Raw genomic sequence first — 23,665 nt, 5'->3', positions numbered from 1 at the left:
GGGTCGAAAGCGGCCGAAGCGGCAGCGGAGACGAAAAGCGAGGTTCGTTGGTGGGTGACGATCGGCACGGGCAGTCGCCACGGCCCGGAGGTCGCGCCCCGTGGGAGCGCTATCCCACGGCGGATTACACCGAAAGCGACGGTGCACGGTCCTCACGCAGAGCCCGACATAACGATCCCGATTCCGGCTCGGCACCGCTGACGGTTCAGGACCTCGTCCAGAAGGTCGACAACGAACGCAGCGGGCGCAGACGTCGGTCCACGACACCGGACGCTCCGCCCACGCACGCGAACCGGGCTGCCCCTCCGCCGCCCGAAGCCCCCGCACGCCAAGCGGACGCACCGCCCCGAACATCGGCCATGCCCGCCGGACGCAAAGGCGACGCGCCACGCACCTCGGGCACAACAGCCGCACGCAAACCAGACGCGCCACGCACCTCGGCCACCCCAGCCGCACGCAAACCAGACGCGCCACGCACCTCGGCCATGCCCACCGGACGCAACGACGCGGCACCTCGCACCTCGAGCACCCCGGCCGCACGCAAAGCCGACGCACCCCGCACTTCGAGCACCCCGGCCGGTCGCAAGGCCGACGCACCCCGTACGACGGCCACCCCGGCCGCCAAAGCCGACGCTGCGCGCCGTTCCGCGCCCTCCCCGGTCGTCGACGACATCGCGGGCACCCCGGCGACCGCGCGCACCGGGAAACGCCGCGCATCGACGGTTTCCGGGAAAGAACCGCCCGAGGTCGTCACCGACGTAATCCCCCCGGTCGAGGAGACCCCGCGCCCCAAAAAGCGCGCCATCGGTTGGCCGACCACCGATCCGGACACCCCGAAAACGGCCACAGCATCCACCCGCGTCGGCCTCACCCGGCTAGCCGCGAGTCGCCAACGCCGCAATAAACGGCTGCAGGTCGCGGGACGGGCCAGCCTCACCATTTGCGCGGTCGTCGCCTTGCTGGTCACCGGTGGCGGATGGAGCTATCTGCGTTCGACGGCCAATGGGTTCACCCAGGTTTCCGCCCTCGACGACCATCCGGAAGACGTCGTCGACTCCGGTGCCCAACTCGGCGACGAGAACTTTCTGCTGGTCGGTACAGACACCCGTGTCGGTGCCAATAGCCAAGTAGGTGCTGGCTCTACAGACGATGCCGAAGGCTCTCGAGCCGACACCGTTATGTTGGTGAACATCCCCAAGAATCGGTCGCGGGTCGTAGTTGTTTCGTTCCCCCGAGATCTGGACGTCAGCCGGCCGCAGTGCAACGGTTGGGACAACGACAAGGTGGAGTACACCAACGAGACTTACCCTGCGGCTATGGGCGACAAGCTCAATGCGGTTTACGCATTGGGCGGGCCGAAGTGCTTGGTCAACGTGATCCGGAAGTTGACCGGGCTCACCATCGGCCACTTCATCAGCATCGACTTCGCTGGGTTCGAGGCGATGGTCGACCAAGTCGGCGGCGTGGACGTATGCGCCACCAAACCGATCGTCGACGGGATTCTGGGCACGGTCCTGGAGAGCCCGGGCAGACAGCGGATCGACGGCGCGACGGCACTCAATTATGTACGTGCCCGCCACGTGTACGGCGAGGAGCGCAGCGACTACGACCGAATCAATCGCCAACAGCGCTTCCTCGCCTCGTTGCTGCGTGGCGCGCTGTCCAGCAAGGTTCTGTTCGATCCCGGCAAGCTGCGTGGATTTATCGATGCATTCACCAAGCACACTTGGGTCGATCGGATAGACACGAGCGACCTGCTGACGCTTGGCCGGTCACTCCAGAAGGTCGACGCGGGCGCGGTTACGTTCCTGACCATCCCAACCGCGGGCACCACCTCCTATGGCAACGAGATTCCCCGCGAATCCGATATCAAGGCGATCTTTCGCGCGGTGATCGACGACCAGCCGCTGCCCGGCGAGAAGAAGTCGACCCCGGCCCCCGGTTCGATCCCGTCGTCCCAGCCGGCGCCACCGAAGCTGACCGCGGTCGATCCGAGCACGGTATCGCTGCTGGTTTCCAACGGCTCGGAGACGGCGGGTGCGGCCAATAAGGCGGCGACCAAGCTCGGCAACCAGGGCTTCCAGATCTACAACACCGGCAATTACTCCGGCGGGAATTCCGAGGTCGCCACCAAGGTGCGCTTCGGGCCCGGCCACGAGGCCGAGGCGGCCACGGTGGCCAGTTCCCTGCCCGGAGCAACGATGGAGCAGTCGAATAGCCTTGGTGGCATCGTCGAGGTCGTGATCGGTGCTGACTATGCGGGTACGGTGCGTGCGCCGACGCCGGTCGGGGATCCGATCTCGAATGTGTCCATCACCGCGTCAAGTACGGAACCAGTCACGCTGCCCTCGGACCTGGAGCACGTCAACGCCGCCGACGAGACGTGCAAGTAGCTCACTGAGATCTTCGCCGCTATCACATCGGCGGCCGCGATGACCTTGCTCGCAGGGCCGGCGCTAGCCGACAAACCGGACTGGGCCAACAACTGGCACAAGTCCCCGACTTACCAACAGTGCGAGCAAGACCGGCGGGAAACCGCGAAGCTAGGAATCCGCGTCAGCGATAATTGCGAGTACGACGGCGGTGAAAGCTACCAGTACTGGACGTAGGCTGCTATCGGCTCGATGCACGTTGAACTCCTGTGTAAGTGGGACATTCACCTCACACTTGCACGGGAGTTTCGTTGTGAGTGTGAAGTCGTGGACGCGCTGGCCTGCTCCTCGGACATGAGCGGGGTCACTTTGCCGCCGGATCCAGAGGAAATCGCGCTACCAACGGTATCTGCGAGCGAGCCCGCCCCGAGCTGCGGTAACACTGCTGCTACGGACTGGCACCGCCCATTAACCCTGCGTTGGTGACTAGGTCAGCACCGGGCATTAATGTCTCTATTCATGCGTGTCATCTACAACGAGCAAATGGCCGATCTTGCCCACCTGCTGGGCGAGATGGCCGGTCTGGCGGGTTCGGCGATGGAACGGGCCACCCAGTCTCTGCTCCAGGCCGATCTCACTCTGGCTGAGTCGGTGATCACCGAGGGCGACCGGATCGCCGAGATGATCAGCGATGCCGAGGAGAAGTCGTTTGCCCTGCTTGCGCTGCAGGCGCCGGTGGCCGGTGATCTGCGGCAGGTAGTGAGCGCGATCCAGATCGTCCAGGACGTCAACCGGATGGGCGCGCTGGCGCTGCACGTCGCCAAGGTGACCCGGCGGCGGCACCCCAACCACGCGCTACCCGAGGCGGTGAACGGCTACTTCGCGGAAATGGGCCGAATCGCGGTGAATATGGGTGCCGGAGCCAGGGAGGTGCTCGAGACGCGGGATCCCGAGCGCGCCGCGCAGCTCAACGAGGACGACGAGGCGATGGACGATCTGCACCGCCACCTGTTCACGTTGCTGATGGATCGCGACTGGAAGTACGGCGTGGCTTCGGCCGTCGATGTGACGCTGCTCGGCCGCTACTACGAGCGCTTCGCCGACCACGCGGTCGAGATCGGCCGCCGGGTGATCTTCCTGGTCACCGGTGAGCTGCCGCCGGATTCCGACGTCGAGTTGTGAATATCGAAGGCCCGCGTCGTAACGCGGGCTCTTCCGCCTTCAGGCGCCGGAATCAGTTGTCTGAGAATGATGTTGGCGACGGACGGCACGAGCGGATCGAGTTGGCCGGTCCGGGGCGAGTTACCCATGTGCTCACGAAATCAGTTGAACCGGCTGAACGCCAAAGGCCCGCACCAAAGTGCGGGCCTTTGCTTGTGCTATTTATCCGAAGCGGCCGGAGATGTAATCCTCCGTCGCCTTCTGCCCCGGGTTGGAGAAGATCTTCTCGGTATCGTCGATCTCGATCAGCTTGCCCGGCTTGCCCTGCGCCTCCAGGTTGAAAAAGCCGGTCTGGTCACTCACGCGCGCGGCCTGCTGCATATTGTGCGTGACGATGACGATGGTGAATTCCTTCTTCAGCTCGGTGATCAGGTCCTCGATCGCCAAGGTGGAGATCGGGTCCAGTGCCGAACACGGCTCGTCCATCAGCAGCACATCCGGCGATACCGCGATGGCGCGCGCGATGCACAGACGCTGCTGCTGACCGCCGGAGAGGCCGCCGCCCGGCTTGTCCAGCCGGTCCTTGACCTCGTTCCACAGGTTGGCGCCGCGCAACGAACGCTCGGCGACCTCGTCGAGCTCCTTCTTGTTGCGCACACCCTGCAGCTTCAGCCCCGCCACCACATTGTCGCGAATCGACATGGTGGGGAACGGATTCGGACGCTGGAACACCATGCCGATGGTGCGGCGCACGCCGACCGGGTCGACGGTGGAGCCGTAGATGTCCTCGCCGTCCAGCAGCACCGCGCCATCGACGCGGGCACTCGGGGTCACCTCGTGCATCCGGTTGAGCGAACGCAGCACGGTGGACTTACCGCAACCCGACGGGCCGATGAAGGCGGTCACGCTGCGCGGCAGTACCGACAGCTTGACATCGGCAACCGCATGGAATTTGCCGTAGTAGATATTCAGGTCTTTGACGTCGATCCGCTTGGCCATTTTTCCGTTCGCTTCTATCGGTTCCGCGTGAGCAGCTTGTTGACGACCGCGGCCGCCGCGTACAACAGGGCGATCAGCAGGATCAGCGTCAACGCCGCGCCCCAAACCCGGGCGCGCCCGGCCGGTTCCGGGTTCGCCAACTCTTGGTAGATCAGCAGCGGCAACGACGCCATATTGCCGTCGAACAGGTTGGTGTTGATCGATTTGCTGTAGCCGACCAACACCAGCACCGGCGCCGTCTCACCCATGACGCGGGCCAGCGAGAGCAGGATGCCGCTGATCATGCCGGGCGCCGCGGTCGGCACCACGATCCGAACAATGGTCTTCCACTTGGGAATTCCGAGCGCGTAGGACGCCTCGCGCAGTTCGTCGGGAACCAGCTTCAGCATTTCCTCGGTGCTGCGAATCACCACCGGGAGCATGAGCAGGACCAGCGCCAGCGATACCGCGAGCGAACTCTGTGGGAAGCCCATGGTCGCGATCCACAGCGCGAAAATGAACAGCGCCGCGACGATCGACGGAACACCCGCGAGGATGTCGACCATGAAGGTGGTGACCTTGGCCAGCACGCCACGCCCGTATTCGACCAGGTACACCGCGGCCATGATGCCGAGCGGCACCGCGAGGATCGCGGCGACGAGAGTCTGCACGATGGTGCCGTAGATCGCGTGGTACACACCGCCACCGGATTGGTCCGGCAGGATACCCTTCTGCGATTTCTGCCACCAGTCCGGCGAGACGACGGACTCGAGGCCCTTCGACACCACCATGAACAGCACCCAGACCAGTGGCACGAGCGCGATGGCGAAGCAGGCCCAGACCACCGCGGTCGCCATGTTGTTCTTGACCCGGCGGGCCGGGCTCACGTGCCGGAAGGTGGGCGCCTTGACCGGCTTGTCGAGAGTCGTCGTGGTGGCCATTACCCGTTCACCCTTCCACCGGACACGAGGCGCGCCAGCGCGTTGACGATGAAGGTCAGCGCGAACAGCACGAAGCCGGCCGCGATATAGGCGCCGGTCGGCAGTGGCTGACTGAATTCCGAAGCGGCTGCGGCGATCTTGGAGGCGAAGGTGTAGCCGCCGTCGAACAGCGACCAGTGACCGGCCTGTGCCGAGGTACGCAGGATGACCAATACCGCGATCGTCTCACCGAGCGCGCGGCCGAGGCCGAGCATGGAACCGGCGATCACACCGCTGCGGCCGTAGGGCAGCACCGTCATCCGGACCATCTCCCATTTGGTCGCGCCGAGCGCCTGCGCGGCCTCGATATGCGAGACGGGCGTCAGGTTGAAGACCTCGCGGGAAACCGAGGTGATGATCGGCAGAATCATCACCGCAAGCACCACGCCCGCGGTGAAGATGGTGCCGCCACCGGAGATCGACACATTGCCGTCGGAGAACAGGAAGAACCAGCCGAGCTTGTCGTTCAGGAAGGTCTCGACGGGTTCGAGCTTCGGCGCGAGCACCAGGAAGCCCCACAGACCGAAGACGATCGACGGCACCGCCGCGAGCAGATCGACGAGCATCGCGAACGGACGCGCCATCGGCTTCGGCGAATAGTGGGTCAGGAATAGCGCGATGCCAACACCGATGGGCACCGCGATAATCAGCGCCAGCACCGAGCTCAGCACCGTGACCATGAGCAGGTCACGGATGCCGAAGCGCAGGTGGTCGGCATTGGTGGTGTTGAACTCACTGCTGGTGAAGAAGTTCGCCTCGTTCGCGACGATCGAGGGCCAAGCCCGGACCAACAGGAATAGGGCGATCAGTGCGATGGCCGCCACGACCGTGGCACCCGCTGCGGTGGCAAGCGACCGGAAGATGACCTCGGCCCCTTGGTTGTGGCCTTTCCTGGCCGGTGTTGCGGCCGGATCTTTCGGTGAGTCCGGTTCGGTGCTCGGTTCACTCGGCATAGGGACAGTATCTCCAGCCGCCAGCGGACCAGTCGAGTCCGACTGGTCCGCGGCGGACACCTCAGGATGCACGGTCATGGCGTGGCGGCTATCAGTTGATGGCGTTGATCGCGGTGGTCAGCTTGGTCTTGAACTTGTCCGGAATCGCGACGTAGCCCGCGGTGTCCAGACCCTTCTGACCGTTGTTGACGGCCGAGGTCAGGAATGCCTTGACCGCCTTGGAGGTTTCGGCGTCGGCGTACTTCGAGCAGACGATCTCGTAGGTCGGCAGGATGATCGGGTACGCGCCGGCAGCGGTCGGCTTGTAGAACGACGAGGTGTCGAGCACCAGATCGTTGCCCTCGCCCTTGATCTTCACACTGTCTACGGCCTTGGCCGCGGACTCCGGGGTCAGCTTGACCGGATCCTTGGCGGCCGAGGTGACGACCTGCGCGATGGACAGGTTCTGTGCCTTGGCGAAGGACCACTCGTTGTAGGTGATCGAGTTCTTGGTGCTCTTGATGGCGGCCGAGGTGCCCTCGTTGCCCTTGGCGCCCTCACCGACACCGCCGGTGAAGGTCTTGCCCGCACCCTTGCCCCACGCGCCGTCGGAGGCGGCGTCCAGGTAGAGCTGGAAGTTGTCGGTGGTGCCCGACTCATCGCTGCGGAAGATCACCGAGATCTTGTCCGAGGGCAGCTTGGCGGTCGGGTTCAGCGCCTTGATCTCCGGGGCATCCCAGGTGGCGATGGCGCCGTTGAACACCTTGGCGGCGGTCGGGCCGTCGAGCACCAGATCGGTCACGCCGTCGATGTTGTAGGTGATGGCGATCGGGCCGAAGACGGTCGGCAGGTTCCATGCCGGGGCGCCACAGCGCTCCTGCGCCTTGGCCGGCTCACCCTTCTTATCGCTCAGCGGCGAGTCGGAACCGGCGAAATCGGTTTGGCCGCCGAGGAATTCGTTGACACCGGCGCCGGAGCCACTGGAGGTGTAGTTCAGCGTGAAGCCGCTGCAGTTGGCCTCGTAGGCGGCGACGAAGCGGTCCATGGCGTTCTTCTGGGCCGAGGAACCGCTGGCCTTGAGGGCCTTCTTGCCGCCACATGTGACATCGACCTTGGCGGCGGAATCGCCGGTGGCAGAGGTGTTGTCGTCACTGCCACAGGCGGCCAGGGGCATGGCGACGGCGGCCAGCACACCGATCAGGGCGCTGCTGCGCTTGAAGTTCACTTATTCCTCCGGGAATCGCGCTCGACACGCCCGGTCCCTCACCGGCCCGGGCGGGTTTCGTGGTGCCGTTCGCGGGGAACTTGCGCACCAGGCGGCAACGGTGCCGCCCTTATGTAACGTAAGGTCGCTCGGTTGACATTTGGACCAGGCTGAGTGAACGGAGGGTGAACAGCCCGGCGCGATTGCTTCCGGGCAGGTGTGACATTTGCCCCAGTGTTACTTCGAGTAACCCCGGCGGTTATTCAGTCAGCGGGCGAATACGCGACATCGACGTGCGCTGGTGCGAAGCCGAGTCGGGTGTAGGTGTGCACGGCCGCGGTGTTGTCGGCCTCGGTATAGAGCAGAACCTCCGGCAGTCCGCGTTCGCGCAGGTAGTGCAGGCCTGCGAGGGTGAGCAGGCGGCCGAGTCCCCGACCCTGCGCGGCCGGGTCGATGCCGACCACATAAACCTCGCCGACCGGCGGATCCTCCTCGTAATGCACCTTGGTCCAATGGAACCCGAGGATGCGGTCCGGATCGGCCGGGTCCACCGCGATGAACAGGCCCTTCGGATCGAACCAGGACTCCTCGCGCCGGACCGCGATATCGCGCTCGCTCCAGCCGCCCTGTTCCGGATGCCAGGCGAAGGCGGCGTTATTAACACGCAACAGTTCGGCATCGTCGGTGGGCCATTCGTAGGTCCGCAGCGCGATGCCGTCCGGGACCACCAACTGCGGTAGCTCCGGCATTGCCAGCGACCGCCGCATCTGCCACAGCTCCCGCGCGATGCGCAGTCCGAGTCGGGTCGCGAGCGCCTGGGCGGCAGGCTTATTTCCGTGTGCCCAGACCCGAGCACCCGATCCGCCCTTCGCCAGCGCGGCCGAGACCAATTCCGCACCGATGCCGTGGCCGCGAGCAGCGGGATCGACGGCGGCCTCGGCCATTGCGGGGTGTTCGCCATGTGCTGGAACGAGATTCGCGTAACCGACGACGACACCATCGCGCAGCGCCACCAGATGTTCGGCCCCGGAATCGGTCGCGGCCAGCGAGAGTACGGCCTGTTCGGAAACCGGAGCGACATCGTCCGCCGCACCGGCCCGCTCGAGCAGTTCACGCACCGCCTGCGCCACGTCGGCATCGACCTGTGCGCTCCACCCCAATGCTGTCGCACCCATAACGTCTCCTTCGTCGATCCGGTCATCGCGACGAACGCGCGAATCCCGCGCGCCATTCCTTCGGCTCGAGTTCAGGTGGACTTGCTGGCGGTCGACGAATGCCGCCATGGATTCCACTTGATCTCGAGCTGTTAGGGGGCGGAGCCGTTGACGGGAAGGGGTGGGGAGTCGTCGGTGCCCGCGGCGGATTCGTCGTCGTGGAAGGTGACGTGATCGCCCTTGGTGGTACGCGCGGGGCGGACGGCTTTGTAGCCGACATTGCGGACGGTGCCGATCAGCGATTCGTATTCGCTGCCGAGCTTGGCGCGCAGGCGTCGCACGTGCACGTCGACGGTTCGGGTGCCACCGAAGAAGTCGTACCCCCAGACCTCCTGCAGCAGTTGGGCGCGGGTGAAGACCCGCCCCGCGTGCTGTGCGAGGTATTTGAGGAGTTCGAATTCCTTGTAGGTGAGATCCAGCGGGCGACCACGCAGCCGGGCGGTATAGGTGCCCTCATCGATCACCAATTCGCCGAGGGTGATCTTGCCGGTGTTCTCCGGACTCGCGACACCGCCGTTGCGGCCGACCAGCAGGCGCAGCCGGGCGTCCAGTTCCGCCGGTCCCGTACCGGGCAGCAGAATGTCGTCCAGGCCCCAGTCCGCATTGACCGCGACCAGTCCGCCCTCGGTGAGTACGGCGACCACCGGCACCGACGAGCCGGTGCTGCCGAGCAGTCGGCACAGGCCGCGGGCCGCGGCCAGGTCGGTGCGCGCGTCGACCAGCGCGACATCCGCGGTTCCCGCCTCGAGCAGGGACGCCACCTCGGTCGGCGCCGGGCGCACATTGTGCGCCAGCAGCGACAGTGCGGGCAGAACCGACTCAGGGTTGGGGTCGGAGGTCAGCAGGAGCAGCTCCACAAGCCCTCCTCCCATCTAGTAGCTCCGGACAACAGCCACACCGCCGGGGCCACGTCGCTAATCACAGGTAATCGGATGCAAGATTAGCGCGTGAGCACTGATGACCTCGCCATCCGGGGTCAGTGTGGCATCTCGACACAGACGTGCGATACCCGAAACACACCGCCAAGTAGTGTTGCCCCATGCGCAAGCTGATCATCGGGCTGCTGTGCCTCGCGGTATTGGCGGTAGTCATCGATTTCGGCGCCGCCGCCTACTCCGAGTATCGCGTGTCGCGTGCCCTGCGTGTCGGCGCCGACCTCACCGCGGATCCCGACGTGGTCATCTTCGGTTTCCCTTTTCTCACCCAGGCGCTCGACGGCCGTTACCAGACGGTCGATATCCGCGCGCGCGTCATGCGTCCCGATATTCCGGGTGAAATTTCGGTCGGCGCAACGCTGACCGGCGCCCACCTTTCCATCGGTGATCTCACCGACGGAAACGTGCGTGCGGTGCCGGTGGATCGGGTCGAGGGACAGATGCGGCTCGAGCCGACCGAGCTCGGCAAGCTGTTCAAGATCCCTGACCTGCAAGTACATTCGGCACCGGGGAATAAATCCGACGGGACGGGCGGATCGGGCGGATCCGGCATGACCACCGGCGGGCAACTGCTGCTCACCGGCACCATGCCCGGCAAGACGCCGAGCAAGCCGGGTGCACCGCTCGGCGGTGACAATGTGAGTGTGACCGCAGACCTCGTAGTCGACGGTGATCAGGTGAAGATAGTCGCGACCAGCATCTACCGTGGTACGGGGGATGCCACGACGACCGCGGTGGTCACCGATACCGAGCGCCCCAAGGTGCTCGAGCAGTTCACCCGGACAATAGATACGAACGAACTGCCGTTCGGGCTGCGGCCGACGAAGGTCTCGGCGCAGGGCGGCCAGATCGTCATCGAGGCCAAGGCCGAGAACGTGACCATCGACCTGGACAGATTGCGGCGACCATGATTGAAATCACAATCCTGCTATTGGTGGTGCTCGCCGCAGCGGCGGTCGGGGCGCTGCTGAAGCGCCGCGACGGCAAGCTGCGCACGAGCGACACCGGGGCACAGGACGTATCGGCGCGTACCGATCTGCTTGCGTCGATCGGCGCCGACAACTCGGGCCCCGCGGTGCTGCACTTCTCCGCCGACTGGTGCGGACCGTGCGCCGCGGTGCGCCGGGTGGTCGCCGGGGTGACCGAGGAATTGTCCGGATCGCCGCGCCCGCCGCTGGACATCGAGGTCGATATCGATGCCGAACCCGCGCTTGCCAAGGAACTGAACGTGCTCTCGTTGCCGACCACCTTCGTCTTCGATGTCGAAGGGCGGGAACGATTCCGCATCTCCGGCGTTCCCAAGTCCGCGGACCTGCGCACCGCACTCGAGCCGCTGACGGTGGGATAACTCTTCCGGTGGATCGCCGCTGACGGTGGAAAAACAGGGCGTAACAAGGGGTCATAGCAACTGTGACGAACCCCGGGTCCAATTCTCCGGCAGAACCAGGTAAACTCCTCTGCGTGCAAGCCAACCACGAGCTGATGCTCACCCGACGCCGCACAGTTGATCTGTGTCGCCTCGGTGGTTGTTGCTGCCTGTGTGGCTGAGCGGTCGGCTCCGTCAGAATTCCGATGCCGACCTGCGTCCGTCGTGCGAGTGATCTCTTGATCCCCCGGCGAACTGGCATTTTTCCCGCCAACAGCGAAATTCAGCGCAGGAGTACGCACAATGTCCACCCGAACCGCATCCGTTGAGACCGGAATTCCCGCAGTCGTCGACGTGCGCGGCCCACGCTTCGCCGCGTGGGTCACCACCGGCGCGCTCGTTCTGGTCCTGCTCGCCGCAGCCGTTTCGACACCCGTCGCCGCAGTGCTCATCGCCGCCCAAGCGGTGGTGTTCGCGATCGGCGCGGCCTACGGACCACGTCGGCATCCCTATGGCCGGATCTTCGCCGCGTTCGTCGCGCCGCGCTTAGGTCCGACCATCGAAACCGAACCTGCGGCACCGTTGCGGTTCGCCCAATTACTCGGCCTGGTCTTCAGTGCCGTCAGCCTGCTGGGTTTCCTGGTCGGCTCCACCGTCGTCGGCGCGGTGTTCGCCGGCTTCGCCCTGTTCGCGGCGTTCTTGAATGCGGCGTTCGGGATCTGCCTGGGTTGCCAGATCTATCCGCTGGTCGCCCGACTCCGCCGGGCAGGGCCGATGGGCGGTGTTCGCGGGCCCTCCGTGGTCACGCAAGCTACCGCCTCCGGGCCTGACGCGAACACCGCTGGGTCCCCGGCGAACTGACACTGCAAGTCACCACCCCGAAAGGAACAACATGGCTCGCTCCGATGTCCTGGTCTCCGTTGACTGGGCCGAAGAGAACCTCAACGCCCCCGGCGTCGTCTTCGTCGAGGTCGATGAGGACACCTCCGCCTACGACGGCGGCCACATCGAGGGTGCCGTTCGGCTCGACTGGAAGAAGGACCTGCAGGATCAGGTTCGGCGGGACTTCGTGAACCAGGAGCAGTTCTCCGATCTGCTCTCGGCGCGCGGCATCTCGAACGACGACGAGGTCGTGCTCTACGGCGGCAACAACAACTGGTTCGCGGCGTACGCCTACTGGTACTTCAAGCTGTACGGCCACAACAACGTCAAGCTGCTCGACGGCGGCCGCAAGAAGTGGGAGCTCGACGGTCGTCCGCTTTCCCGCGACGCCGTGAACCGCCCGGCCACCCAGTACAAGGCCGCCGCCCCCGACCTGTCCATCCGCGCGTTCCGCGATGAGGTCATCGCCGCCATCGGCACCAAGAACCTGGTCGACGTGCGCTCCCCTGACGAGTTCTCTGGCAAGATCCTGGCTCCGGCCCACCTGCCGCAGGAGCAGAGCCAGCGCCCCGGTCACATCCCCGGCGCCATCAACGTGCCGTGGAGCAAGGCCGCGAACGAGGACGGCACCTTCAAGTCCGATGCCGAGCTGACCGAGATCTACGGCGAGGCCGGACTCGACGGGTCCAAGGACACCATCGCCTACTGCCGCATCGGTGAGCGCTCCTCGCACACCTGGTTCGTGCTGCAGGAGCTGCTGGGCCACCAGAATGTCAAGAACTACGACGGCAGCTGGACCGAATACGGCTCGCTCGTCGGTGCACCGATCGAGTTGGGAGAGTAATCACATGTGCGCAGCACCTACCCAGGGACAGGCCATTCCGGCCGGAGTCGATGTCGAGAAGGAAACGGTCATCACCGGCCGTGTTCTGAGCACCGACGGTCAGCCGGTCGGCGGCGCGTTCGTGCGCCTGCTCGACGGCAACGGTGACTTCACCGCCGAGGTCGTAGCCTCGGGCACCGGCGATTTCCGCTTCTTCGCGGCGCCGGGCGCGTGGACCGTACGGGCGTTGTCCTCCTCGGGCAACGGCTCGGCCGAAGTTCGTCCGGAGGGCGCGGGCATCCACGCCGTGGATGTGGCAGTCGCCAAGTAAGTAATCGCGCCGACGGCCCCGTCGTTTCCCGGTAACCGGGAAGCAACGGGGCCGTTGTGCTGGGCGGGACGCAACTCGTTAGACTCCAGTTGTGGTCCTCTTCTTCGAGATTCTGCTGGTGGCCGTGGCCGTTCTGATCGGCTGGTTCGGCCTGTACGTCTTCTACCGGTTGTTCACCGAATCATGAGTGAACTCGCGAGCGAAGGTTCCAACCCGGCCGAGCGAGCGAGTGAACAACTGAACGGCAACGGCCCGGCCGAGTCGGCTCCGCGCCGCAGTGGCGACGAGGCCGTGGCCGAGGCGGCCGAACGGGCGAAATGGACTGGTGCGCGCAATATTCCGGTGCTACCGGATCTGCCGCTGCCCGAGGACACCGCGAATCTGCGGCTCGGCCCGGATCTGAGTTCTTCGATGCTCGCTCTGCTGCCGATGGTCGGTGTGTGGCGCGGGGAGGGGGAGGGCAATGATCCCGCGCGTGGCGACTACCGCTTCGGCCAGCAGATCATCGTCTCCCACGACGGCGGCGACTACCTGTCCTGGGACTCCCGTTCCTGGGTGATCGAATCCGACGGCTCCTACGGCGGTCCCGATCTGCGTGAGAGCGGCTTCTGGCGAGTCGGCATCGACGGCGATGACGAGGTCATCGAACTGCTGCTGACCCACAGCACCGGCATCGTCGAACTCTTCTACGGCACCGCACTGACCCAGTCCTCCTGGGAATTGGCCACCGATGTCGTCATTCGCAGCCAATCCGGCATCGTCGTCGGCGGAGCCAAACGCCTGTACGGCATTGTCGAAGGCGGTGATTTGGCCTACGTCGAGGAGCGCGTCGTGGCCGACGGCCCCCTCGAGCCCCGCCTGTCGGCACGTTTGCAGCGCTACATCGGTTAGCCGCGTCGCCCGATCGATGTCAGGTCGATATCGATCGGGAACGGGACGCCGATTTTCAGGCGGTCGTGGAAGATGCCCACGGGGACGTAGCAATGCGCTACGGGGTCGAGTTCGTAGACGTAGACGACGGCTTCATCATCACGACGCTCGACCCGCCAATAGTTCGGGATTCCCGCCTTCGCATACTTGGCAGGCTTGGTCTCGCGGTCGCGCTCCTCGGAATCCGGAGACACCGCTTCCACCGCGAGAACAATATCCTCAGCGAAGTAGTAGGTGGATGGATTCTCTCGGCGAACCGCGGACATGCTGACCACCAGAACATCGGGCTCCGGCATCTGGCGCGGTCCGAGTTTGACGGCCATCTCACGGTCGGCGTAGAGATCCGGCGGAGTTTGTTGGTCGAGGTCCCGCCAGAGAATCGACACGGCCCGGCTGTGCCATCTCTCCTGCGGACTCACGAAGACCAGACCCCCATCGATCAACTCAGTGTGCTTGGGAAGGCCGCGCAGCTCCAGGAAGTCCTCGACCGTGAATCCACCGGCAGGCGGAATCACCCAGTCGGGCAACGGCTCAACGGTCATTGCCCCAGAGTAACCCCTGGCCGTCAGGTTGGGTGCCAGGTGACGAGGAGTTCGTCGGCGAGGGTTTCGATGGCGAGTTTGGCGCCGTTTACTTCGAGGACGGCGGCGCGGAGGCGGTCGTCGTGCAGGCGGGATTCGGAGACGGCGGCAATGTGGGAGCCGATCAGGTCTGAGTACGGGGGTTCGGCGCCGACGTCGAAGGCGGTGTATTTGCCGGATTCGGCGACGTATTCGATGTATTCGGGTTCGGTGAGGCCGGCGAACGGGTCGCGCCACGGGGTCGATGCGACGAGGAGTTCCTCGCCGTCGGTGCCAGCGTCCAGCAGCAGCACCGAACCGTCGTCGAAGGTCAATTCGATGGGGCCTTCGGTGCGGTCGACATCACTGCCCTGTACATAGAACATGCGGCGAACCGCCCTGATGCGGCGTCCAACCACTGCCGCGAGACCCTCCAATGGCATCGGCTACCCCTCGTGTCGAACCCGGTCGCCGGACTCTACCGTCCGAGAGAATTGTGCCGAAAAGGGAACGGCCCCCGAGCCATACCCCGCCGACGGTGAAGTCTGCATGGGTCCCGGTCGGACTAGACCGGTAGCTCGGGGGCCGGGTGGCTGCCTGGAATTCGCTCAGCACTCGCGCGAACGGAATCCGTTGCAGCGGTGGCGCTAGCGGACAGCCACCTCACAAGTCCTTTGAACATACATTCTTCGAACCACCTCCTTCCTTGTGTACAAACGAATCTAGTCAGCGGTCAGCGAGTCGGCAACGGAATTTCGCGGGCCGCTGAATCGGTGCGTTCCGCATCTGCTCCAGTGGTCATGACCTGGCTTGATGCATCGATGTGCAGCACCACTTCGGCGCGGTGATCGAATGGCAGCTGATGTGTGACGACAACCACAATTCGGTCGGGTTCGACCAGACCGCTGTCGACATCGAGTAGTTCGCGCAGCAATCGGGCGCCCGCCTCCGCCTCGAGATGTTCGGTCGGCTCATCGAGCAGCAGCACCCGCGCGGGCGAAATGAGCGCCCGGGCGAGCAGAATCCGCCGCCGCTGCCCACCCGACACCGCCGCCGCACCCCCGACCAGGTCGGTGCGCACACCATCGGGCAGCGATTCCAGCCAATCCCCGAGACCGACCACGCGCAACGCCGTCTCGGCCGTTTCGACAGTGAGATCCCCACGCGCGACACGCAGGTTCTCGAGCACGGAGGTGCCGAAGATGTGCGCATCCTCGGCAAAGAACGTCACACCCGGCACAGGTGTGTCGAACAGCCCCGCCCACGCCATGAGCAACGTCGTCTTACCCGCCCCGCTCGGTCCGACAACGGCGATCCGCCTCCCTTTCGGCCGCTCGGGGAGATTGCCCGGCAATAGTTCTCGCGCATCGCGGATGCGCTCATCGGCAGCGCCGTCCGACGACGAACCAGCGACACCACACCTGTTGTCTTCCACTGGGCTGTCCAGCAACACATCTCGGGCATCGCGAATGCCTTCATCGGCAACCGGCCGATCGGACGCACGCAGGCTACCGGCTGACGAGCGTGCGACACGCGGCGAGCTGTCCTCGGTACTGTCCGGCAATAGGTCTCGCGCGTTACGCGTACGCGTATCGGCATGCGGGCGATCGAATGTACGGGTGACACTGTCTGACCGCGCAACGCCATGCCTGCTGTCCTCGCCTCGGCTGGACGCACTCTCCGGCAAATGGTTTCGTACCGACCCACTGGGGTGGTTGGCGAATGGTCGCTCGGCCCGCTGCGCCATCGGGTTTCGGGTTATCTCTCGCACGGGAAGGCGATGGAGGGCGGCACGAGCGGTGGTCAGAGCTTGGGCGGCCGCGGGTAGTGGGGCAACTGCTTCGAAGGCCGAGAGGGGAAGCAGGACGAGGATGGTGAGGGCCATCGGGGTCATCGCGGGTTGGTTGGGGCCGTAGATCGCTATACCGATCAACAGGGACCCCAGGACGCTGGCACCGATCGAAAGGGGTGTGGCTGCGGCGGCCCAGGCGCTGCGTGCGGCCGCGGCATCCTCGGCTGCCACCGCACGTTGTCCGGCGCGATCGGCGGCCGCCAGCGCGGTGTCCAGCTTCCCCGCGACGCGGAGTTCGGCCGCATGATCGAGGACGGTGAGCGCTTGCGCGGTGAATTCGGCGCGGTCGGTGCGCACCGCACGCTCGGCTGCACGAGCGGCCCACCCCGACAGCCACGGTGCGACGATTCCGGCAACGCCGAGCGATACGGCCAGAATGGCCGCCGCGCCGACCGAAATGGTGGCCATGAGTCCGATCGCCGCCAGCGAGAGCACGATCGCGACCGCGATCGGCACGAATACCCGCACGACGACGGCACCGAGATCATCGATATCGCTGCCGATCCGAACCAGCAGGTCGCCGCGCCGCAATGACGCAGCGCCCGCGGAATCCGGTTCGGCGACCGGCCGACCCACACCGCCGTCCGAAGTATCTCCCCTGCCGAACGTGGTCACCGCGCCATGTCGACCGGACAGGGCGGGCTCGGGCGTCCCGGCGTTGTCCGCAGCAGCGAGTTCGGGCGCGTCGGACACCGCTGCAGCGACACCCCGCGATTCGGCGATCGAGCGATTCCGGCCGCGCCGACGACTGAAGCCATCGGCCGAGCCAGCCCGCGCACTGTCGCCGAGCCCATGAATCGACCCATCGAACTCCCCGGCGTGCACGCCGTCGGCTTCGGCTGCCCCGTTCGAATCTCCGCCGCGCATATTCCGCCGCATCCAGACATCGGAGTGCGCGAGTGTCCGGTAAACGGTTGTCCGAGCGGTCGTCATCGCGCGCAGCGCAACATCGTGGGTGGCAAGGCGTTCCAGATATCGGCACAGTCCGCGCGAGATGCCCAGCGCCCGTACCGCGACAACAGCCACGCTCAGATCGAGCACCGGGGGCATCTCCCAGGCACGCGCGATCAACCACGCCGCCAATGCCGCCAGCCCGAGCCCGCTGCCCAGCGCCAACGCGCCCCACCCGATCGCCACCGCAACCCGCCACGGCGACAACTCGAGCAGCCCCCACATCCGCCGCAGATCCGCCCACACCGCGCGAGCGCCGCGCTCCGTCGAAGTTTCTCTCGCACCGATACTCATCGCGCATCGCCTTCGACAGCATGACCCGGCGAGACTCTCGGCCACTGACCGAGCCACGTCACTACGTCTCGACCAGCCGTTATCCTCGATGCGGCTGCCGCGCTGAACCCCTCGACAGGTACCGCGCGCCGATTCGACGAGCCGAGAGCACACGCTCGCCGATCGGGCGGGATAGTGCCCGGCGTCCGATGACGCCCGATATCGCTCGGCGGAACTCGACTGTTCATGAGACGACCACCTGGAGGTCGGTGGAATGGATGGGGACTATCTGGTCGGCGGCGGCAAGCACGGTTGGGCGGTGAGCTATGACGATTACGGTGGCGCCGGTGCGGGCTCGCTGCCGTAGTGCGGCGAGGACGGTGGCTTCGGCGGCGGAGTCCAGGTGGGCGGTTGGTTCGTCCAGCAGGAGGATGGGGCGATCGGCGGCGAGCACTCGGGTGAGGGCCAGACGTTGGCGCTGGCCGAGAGACAGGCCGATGCCACCTGCGCCGACAATCGTGTTCCAGCCGTCGGGGAGTTCGTCGAGTACCGTGTCGAATCCGGTTGCGATGCAGGCGGCTTCGAGTTCGTCGAGCACTCGGGCCGCGCCCTTGGCGGTGGTATCGGTGGTGTGCGCGCCGAGCAGTTCGAGATTCTCGCGCAGTGTTCCCGGGACCAACACCGGACGCTGCGGCAGCCAGGCAACACGGGACCACCAAGACCGCTGATCCAGTTCACGTACGTCGGTGCCGTCGATCTTCACTGAGCCGCGCTCCGGTGAGATCAAACCCAGAATTGCTTGCAGCGCGGTCGATTTCCCGCACCCGTTCGGCCCGGTCAACACCGTCACCACGCCCGGCCGAAACTCCGCAGTCAGCCCGGCGGGCGCAAATCCGTCCCGGGCGCGGACCGCGAGATCACATATCTCGATCAGGCCCCGGACGTCTCTAACGACTGCGGCCTTCTTGCCAGGACGATTGCCATTTACTGCCGCTGAACCGAGTTCCCTTCCGCCGTCCCCGCTCAGCAGAGCCTCCGCACTGCCAACAATCCCACGGCGGGAGCCGACGGCGGCCATGGCATCAATGCCATTCGTGGTTTCGAACAGACCATCGACACCCGATTCGACCTGGGCCCGCGTAACCGTGGAAGGTTCGAGCACAGCAAAGGCCTTGTCCGCGGCCGCCATTCCATCCTGCGCCGCATGGAACCGCTCCCCCACCATCCGCAGCGGGAGATACACCTCCGGCGCGAGAATCAACGCCACCAGCCCGGCATGGAGAGTCATCTCGCCGTACACCAGCCGCAAACCGATGGACACCGCGATCAATGCGACGCTCAACGTGGCAAGCATCTCCAGCACCATCGACGACAAAAACGCGATTCGAAGCGCACGCATGGTGCGCTGCCGCAACGCGTCCCCGAGCTCGCGCACGCGATGTTCCATCGAACCCGTGCGCCCCGCGCTACCCTCCCGACCCAACGCGCGCAGCGTCGGCATCCCAGCGAAGAGATCGAGCAATTGATCCGAGAGCCGAGTAGTCGCGACGAGCGTGGCCTGCGCCCGCCCCTGCGTGAGCAGCCCGATAAGCACCATGAACACCGGAATCAACGGCAGCGTGACCAGCGCGATCACACCGGAGATCGGATCGTGGAATCCGATGACCACCAAAACAATCGGCGGCACGAGGCAAGTGAGGAGCAGCGCGGGAAGATATCCGGTGAGATACGCTCGCAACCCCGTCAGCCCGGTACTCACGACAACCGCGAGTTCGGTTCGGCGGCTTTCGAGTTCGCGCGGCGGCAGCTGCGCGCCGGCCGCGAGCACCGCGGTTTCCAGTTCGGCAACCACCGCCGCCCCCGCCCGATGCGCGATCCGCGACTGCGCCCAGGTGGCGAGCAGCCGACAGCCGATCGCGACGCCGAGCACGACCAACTCGAATGTCCACGCACCGAAGCTGCGCCGACCGGGATCGGTGACAACCCCGGCCAACACCTTCGCCAGCGCGACCGCCGTGACCACGATCGAACCCGTGATCACCACGGACAACCCCACACTCAGCACCAGATAGCGACGAGCCGAGCGCGCGTACTTCCACAACCGGGGGTCGACGGGCGGACGAGCCATGATCAGTCCTTGACGGCTTCCAACGGCAGGCCGATCGGCGCGGGAATCTGCTCGACCGTAATCCGTTTGCGGAAAACCCAATACGTCCACCCCTGGTAGCCGAGCACCACGGGCGTGACAACCAAGGCCGCCCAGCTCATCACCTTCAGCGTGTACGGCGTGGAAGAGGCGTTGTCGATGGTCAGGTTGAACATGTCGCTGATGGTGGACGGCAGCACATTGGGATACAGCGACCCGAACAGCAGCACCGTCGCCGCCGCGGTGGTGACCGCTGTGCCGACGAACGCCCAGCCGTCACGGTCGGCGAAACTCGCCGCACCCGCGAGCAGCAGCCCGAGCACGGCCAGCGCCAATGGAATCCAGGTCCATCCGGTTCCGTAGGCCAGCTGCGTCCACACTCCGAACACACCGACCACGGCCGCCGTCGGCGCCAGCAGCAACCGCACCGTCTTCGCCGCATCGGCGCGCACCTCACCACCGGTCTTCAGCACCAGGAAAACCGCACCGTGCAGCGCGAATAGCAATCCGGTCGCGAGTCCGCCGAGCAATGCGTACGGCCCGAGCAGATCCCACACCGAACCTGCGATGTGCTTCTTCTCGTTCAGCGGCACCCCGCGCACCACATTCGCGAACACCCACCCCCACGCCAATGCCGGTACCCAGGAACCGATTCCGATCGCGACATCACACCAGGCCCGCCACCGGGCATCGTCGATCTTGCTGCGATATTCGATGGCGCAGACCCGCACGATCAACGCGACCAGCACCAGTAGCAGCGCGAGATAGAAACCGGAGAACAGGCTCGCGTACCACTCCGGAAAGGCCGCGAACATCGCCCCGCCCGCGGTCAGCAACCAGACCTCATTGCCGTCCCATACCGGCCCGATCGTATTGAGCACGACCCGCCTTCGGGTATCGCTGCCCTTGCCGAGGATCGGCATCAGCATGCCGACTCCGAAGTCGAAGCCCTCCAACACGAAGTAGCCGGTGAACAAGACGCCGATCAGCAGAAACCAGAACTGTTGCAGATTCATCGTCGGCTCCTAGTATGCGAACGAAAGCTGTTCGACGGCAGGTTCTTCGGCCCGATCACGGCCGCCCGTATCGTCGGGTCCGCCGGGCGAAGTCGTCGCGGGCGCCTCGGCTCCGGCGACCGTGTAGCGCCGCATCAGGTAGAACCACACCACCGCGAGCGCGCCGTAGAGCAGGGTGAAAACCACCAGCGAAGTGATCACCGTGCCCGCGACGTGATCGGAGACGCCCTGCTGCACCATCAGACGCAGACTCTGGTCACCGGTCGGATTCGGCGCGACAACCCATGGCTGCCTACCCATTTCGGTGAAGACCCAGCCCGCGCTATTGGCCAGGAACGGCGTCGGGATCGCGATCAGGCACAGCCACGAGTACCAGCGCTTATCGGTGATCCGGCCACCTCGGGTCAGCCATAGACCGACCATCCAGAGCAGGATCGCACCGGCCGACAGGCCGATCATGGCGCGGAAGGACCAGTAGGTGACGAACAGATTGGGCCGGTAGTCGCCGGGTCCGAACTTCGCGTTGTAGGCATGCTGCAGATCGGTGACGCCGTCCAGGGTGACGTCGCTGAACTTGCCCTTGGCCAGATACGGCAACACATAGGGCACCTCGAGCACGTGCGTCACGCTGTCGCAGTTGTTGTGCGTGCCGATGGTCAGCACCGAGAAGTCCGGATCGGTTGCGGTATTGCACAGCGATTCCGCCGAGGCCATTTTCATCGGCTGCTGCTCGAACATCAGCTTGCCCTGCACATCGCCGGTGAAGAACAGCGCGACACCGGCAATGACGATCACCCACAGGCCAGCGCGTCCGCCCGAGCGCCACATCGTTTGCGCCTCGACTACTTTGGCCGCTTCGCCGCTGCGCGCGTTGCGCACCATCCACCAGCCGCAGATGCCGACCACGAAAGTTCCCGAAGTAAGGAACGCCCCGGCGACCACGTGCGGAAATGCGGCCAGCGTCGTGTTATTGGTGAGCACCGTCCAGATGCTGGTGAGTTCGGCGCGCCCGCGCTCCGGGTTGTATTTGGCGCCGACCGGATGCTGCATGAACGAATTGGCCGCGACGATGAAGTACGCGGAGGCGTTCACACCGATCGCGACAAGCCAGATCGTCGCCAGATGCAGCGTTTTCGGCAACCGGGTCCAGCCGAAGATCCACAGGCCGAGGAAGGTCGATTCCAGGAAGAATGCGACGAGCGCCTCCAGCGCGAGTGGTGCGCCGAAGACGTCACCGACGAAGCGGGAGTATTCGCTCCAGTTCATGCCGAACTGGAATTCCTGCACGATGCCGGTCGCGACGCCGAGTGCGAAATTGATCAGGAACAGCTTGCCGAAGAATTTGGTCAGCCGGTACCAGTGCTCTTTGCCGGTAATCACCCAAGCGGTCTGCATGCCAGCGACCAGCGGGGCCAGCCCGATCGTCAGCGGTACGAATATGAAGTGATAGACGGTCGTGATGCCGAACTGCCAACGCGATAAGTCCAGGACGCTCAAAACCGACCTCCCGCCGATCTACGACATTTCGTAGTAAGCGTACGCCCGGGAAAGGGTCCATCAAGGAGGCCTATGCCACCACACACCGGGGCTTCAGCCCCTCAACGACCCGTTTTCCGAGCTCGCCGAGTACTCCTACACGCCGTAGTAGGACGAAGATCACGGCCCGGCGACTCACCAATCGCCGATAGCCCCCGCCCGCTCCACTCCCCGGTCCACCAATTCGATGATTTCGGCCGCATTGTCCGGCGCCATCATGCGCAATCCGTCGAGGGAGTTCACCCTGGCGGCGAGCGTGATGCTCGAAAGAAGCCAAATGCTGTCGCAAGTCAACAGGTCGGCGGTGAACAACGAGCCGTAGCTGCACTTCCACCCGGCCTTCTCGGCCTCGGCGAACAGCGCCCGCTGGGTGACCCCCGGCAGTACGCCGTTCTTCGCGGGCGGAGTGATCAACTGCTTATCCCGCACGATCACAACCGACGAGCGCGGCCCCTCGAGCACCCGGTTCTCGGTACTGGTGAAGATCACATCATCTGCGCCCATCCGCTGCGCGAACCGCAGCGCTGCCATATTTGTGGCATACGACAGCGTCTTCGCACCCAGCAGCTGCCACGGCGCGGCCTGGGCCAGATCGATCGAGATCCCGCGCGATAGCGACACCACCGCGACACCATCGGTGCGCGCCTTGTGCACCCGCTCCGGCACCGGCAGCACCAACACATAGGAAGTCGGCACCGGCACCGCGGCCGCGAGATCGCCCGAAGTCACACTGGACGGGGCTGAAAGCTCGGTATCACGCCCGCGGGTGAGGACCAGCCGCATCACCCCCTCGCGCTCGGTCCCCCATTCTTTCGCCGCCGTCTCGACCGCGTCGCGCCATTTCCCCAACTCGGGCTCGGGTAGATCGAGCGCCTGCGCCGAACGACGCAGTCGGCCTAGATGAAATTCGATCGCGCACGCGTTACCGGCACGAACCAAAACCGACTCGAAGACACCATCGCCGCGCAGTACGCCGATGTCGTCGGCAAACAACAACGGCGCGTCCGGATCCTGGACGGCGCCGTCGAGTGTTACTAGAACTCGATCCACCATGGGTCGAGAGTAGGCGGTGTTCGTTGACCGCGCCTAGAACTGTGTTTGTTTGCTGTATCTTTGGCCGCGCCTGCGGCGCGGCGTGTTCGCGGCCCCCTGGTGTCTCGCGTCCGAGCCGTCGAGACTGGCGACTTCGTCGCATGCGCTTCGACGGCTCGGACGCGAGACGG

Annotated in this window: 21 protein-coding genes; 8 read left to right on the top strand and 13 right to left on the bottom strand. The window is 65.2% G+C overall.

Annotation, left to right across the window (positions count from 1 at the left end; all coding sequences use genetic code 11):
• The first annotated feature begins 359 nt into the window (after positions 1 to 359).
• Both ACQP2U_RS03060 and phoU read left to right on the top strand, forming a co-directional pair.
• A complete protein-coding gene (locus tag ACQP2U_RS03060) occupies positions 360 to 2,393 on the top strand; it encodes an LCP family protein (protein ID WP_433713286.1) in 2,034 nt (677 codons plus the stop codon).
• A 498-nt stretch (positions 2,394 to 2,891) separates the two neighbouring features.
• A complete protein-coding gene (phoU, locus tag ACQP2U_RS03055; RefSeq protein WP_433713284.1) occupies positions 2,892 to 3,554 on the top strand; it encodes a phosphate signaling complex protein PhoU in 663 nt (220 codons plus the stop codon).
• Positions 3,555 to 3,755: 201 nt separating this feature from the next.
• Here phoU and pstB read toward each other — a convergent pair whose 3' ends face one another.
• The 6 genes from pstB to ACQP2U_RS03025 form a co-directional block, all read right to left on the bottom strand.
• The gene (pstB, locus tag ACQP2U_RS03050; protein ID WP_364347028.1) at positions 3,756 to 4,532 is read right to left on the bottom strand and encodes a phosphate ABC transporter ATP-binding protein PstB; all 777 of its coding nucleotides are present in this window, start codon (positions 4,530 to 4,532) and stop codon (positions 3,756 to 3,758) included.
• 14 nt (positions 4,533 to 4,546) lie between these two features.
• Positions 4,547 to 5,452, bottom strand: coding sequence for a phosphate ABC transporter permease PstA (pstA, locus tag ACQP2U_RS03045; protein WP_433713283.1), 906 nt, complete (start codon positions 5,450 to 5,452; stop codon positions 4,547 to 4,549).
• Positions 5,452 to 6,444: a phosphate ABC transporter permease subunit PstC gene (gene pstC / locus ACQP2U_RS03040; RefSeq protein WP_397030377.1), complete on the bottom strand. Its 993-nt coding sequence runs from the start codon at positions 6,442 to 6,444 to the stop codon at positions 5,452 to 5,454. The genes pstA and pstC overlap by 1 nt, the downstream gene beginning before the upstream one ends.
• A gap of 91 nt (positions 6,445 to 6,535) precedes the next feature.
• Positions 6,536 to 7,648: a phosphate ABC transporter substrate-binding protein PstS gene (gene pstS, locus ACQP2U_RS03035; RefSeq protein WP_397030379.1), complete on the bottom strand. Its 1,113-nt coding sequence runs from the start codon at positions 7,646 to 7,648 to the stop codon at positions 6,536 to 6,538.
• Between the two features lie 242 nt (positions 7,649 to 7,890).
• Positions 7,891 to 8,802 (bottom strand): mycothiol synthase, encoded by a 912-nt coding sequence (mshD, locus tag ACQP2U_RS03030; RefSeq protein ID WP_433713281.1) that lies wholly within the window; start codon positions 8,800 to 8,802, stop codon positions 7,891 to 7,893.
• A 131-nt stretch (positions 8,803 to 8,933) separates the two neighbouring features.
• Positions 8,934 to 9,698, bottom strand: coding sequence for a winged-helix domain-containing protein (locus tag ACQP2U_RS03025; protein WP_397030383.1), 765 nt, complete (start codon positions 9,696 to 9,698; stop codon positions 8,934 to 8,936).
• A 182-nt stretch (positions 9,699 to 9,880) separates the two neighbouring features.
• Between ACQP2U_RS03025 and ACQP2U_RS03020 the strand changes: the two genes are divergently transcribed.
• The 6 genes from ACQP2U_RS03020 to ACQP2U_RS02995 all read left to right on the top strand — a co-directional run bounded on the left by ACQP2U_RS03020 (position 9,881) and on the right by ACQP2U_RS02995 (position 14,069).
• Positions 9,881 to 10,687 carry an LmeA family phospholipid-binding protein gene (locus ACQP2U_RS03020; RefSeq protein ID WP_433713280.1) on the top strand — a complete coding sequence of 269 codons (807 nt, stop codon included), beginning with the start codon at positions 9,881 to 9,883 and terminating at the stop codon, positions 10,685 to 10,687.
• Positions 10,684 to 11,124, top strand: coding sequence for a thioredoxin family protein (locus tag ACQP2U_RS03015; protein WP_433713279.1), 441 nt, complete (start codon positions 10,684 to 10,686; stop codon positions 11,122 to 11,124). Before ACQP2U_RS03020 ends, ACQP2U_RS03015 begins: the two co-directional genes overlap by 4 nt.
• Before the next feature lie 321 nt (positions 11,125 to 11,445).
• Positions 11,446 to 12,003, top strand: coding sequence for a DUF4395 domain-containing protein (locus tag ACQP2U_RS03010; protein WP_433713278.1), 558 nt, complete (start codon positions 11,446 to 11,448; stop codon positions 12,001 to 12,003).
• Between the two features lie 31 nt (positions 12,004 to 12,034).
• Entirely contained in the window at positions 12,035 to 12,868 is an 834-nt protein-coding gene (locus ACQP2U_RS03005; protein ID WP_397030391.1) for a sulfurtransferase, read from the top strand.
• Between the two features lie 4 nt (positions 12,869 to 12,872).
• Complete coding sequence (locus ACQP2U_RS03000) at positions 12,873 to 13,178, top strand: DUF1416 domain-containing protein (RefSeq protein WP_062988334.1); 306 nt, start codon at positions 12,873 to 12,875, stop codon at positions 13,176 to 13,178.
• A 183-nt stretch (positions 13,179 to 13,361) separates the two neighbouring features.
• A complete protein-coding gene (locus ACQP2U_RS02995) occupies positions 13,362 to 14,069 on the top strand; it encodes an FABP family protein (protein WP_433713277.1) in 708 nt (235 codons plus the stop codon).
• On the opposite strand, the gene ACQP2U_RS02990 is transcribed toward ACQP2U_RS02995, so the two are convergent.
• The 7 genes from ACQP2U_RS02990 to ACQP2U_RS02960 form a co-directional block, all read right to left on the bottom strand.
• Positions 14,066 to 14,650, bottom strand: coding sequence for a Uma2 family endonuclease (locus ACQP2U_RS02990; protein WP_433713275.1), 585 nt, complete (start codon positions 14,648 to 14,650; stop codon positions 14,066 to 14,068). The genes ACQP2U_RS02995 and ACQP2U_RS02990 overlap by 4 nt on opposite strands.
• A gap of 23 nt (positions 14,651 to 14,673) precedes the next feature.
• On the bottom strand, positions 14,674 to 15,111 hold the full coding sequence (locus ACQP2U_RS02985; RefSeq protein WP_397030397.1) for a hypothetical protein: 438 nt from the start codon (positions 15,109 to 15,111) through the stop codon (positions 14,674 to 14,676).
• Positions 15,112 to 15,401: 290 nt separating this feature from the next.
• Entirely contained in the window at positions 15,402 to 17,696 is a 2,295-nt protein-coding gene (locus tag ACQP2U_RS02980; protein WP_433716352.1) for an ATP-binding cassette domain-containing protein, read from the bottom strand.
• 292 nt (positions 17,697 to 17,988) lie between these two features.
• Complete coding sequence (cydD, locus tag ACQP2U_RS02975; RefSeq protein ID WP_433713273.1) at positions 17,989 to 19,872, bottom strand: thiol reductant ABC exporter subunit CydD; 1,884 nt, start codon at positions 19,870 to 19,872, stop codon at positions 17,989 to 17,991.
• Between the two features lie 2 nt (positions 19,873 to 19,874).
• On the bottom strand, positions 19,875 to 20,906 hold the full coding sequence (gene cydB / locus ACQP2U_RS02970; RefSeq protein WP_433713272.1) for a cytochrome d ubiquinol oxidase subunit II: 1,032 nt from the start codon (positions 20,904 to 20,906) through the stop codon (positions 19,875 to 19,877).
• Between the two features lie 9 nt (positions 20,907 to 20,915).
• Positions 20,916 to 22,403, bottom strand: a complete 1,488-nt coding sequence (locus tag ACQP2U_RS02965) for a cytochrome ubiquinol oxidase subunit I (RefSeq protein WP_433713271.1) — start codon at positions 22,401 to 22,403, stop codon at positions 20,916 to 20,918.
• Between the two features lie 174 nt (positions 22,404 to 22,577).
• Positions 22,578 to 23,495, bottom strand: coding sequence for an aminodeoxychorismate lyase (locus ACQP2U_RS02960; RefSeq protein WP_433713270.1), 918 nt, complete (start codon positions 23,493 to 23,495; stop codon positions 22,578 to 22,580).
• Positions 23,496 to 23,665: the final 170 nt, after the last annotated feature.

It is taken from the genome of Nocardia sp. CA-084685 (assembly GCF_050955785.1).
Classification (GTDB): domain Bacteria; phylum Actinomycetota; class Actinomycetes; order Mycobacteriales; family Mycobacteriaceae; genus Nocardia.
This window is presented reverse-complemented; position numbering and strand designations above follow the sequence as displayed.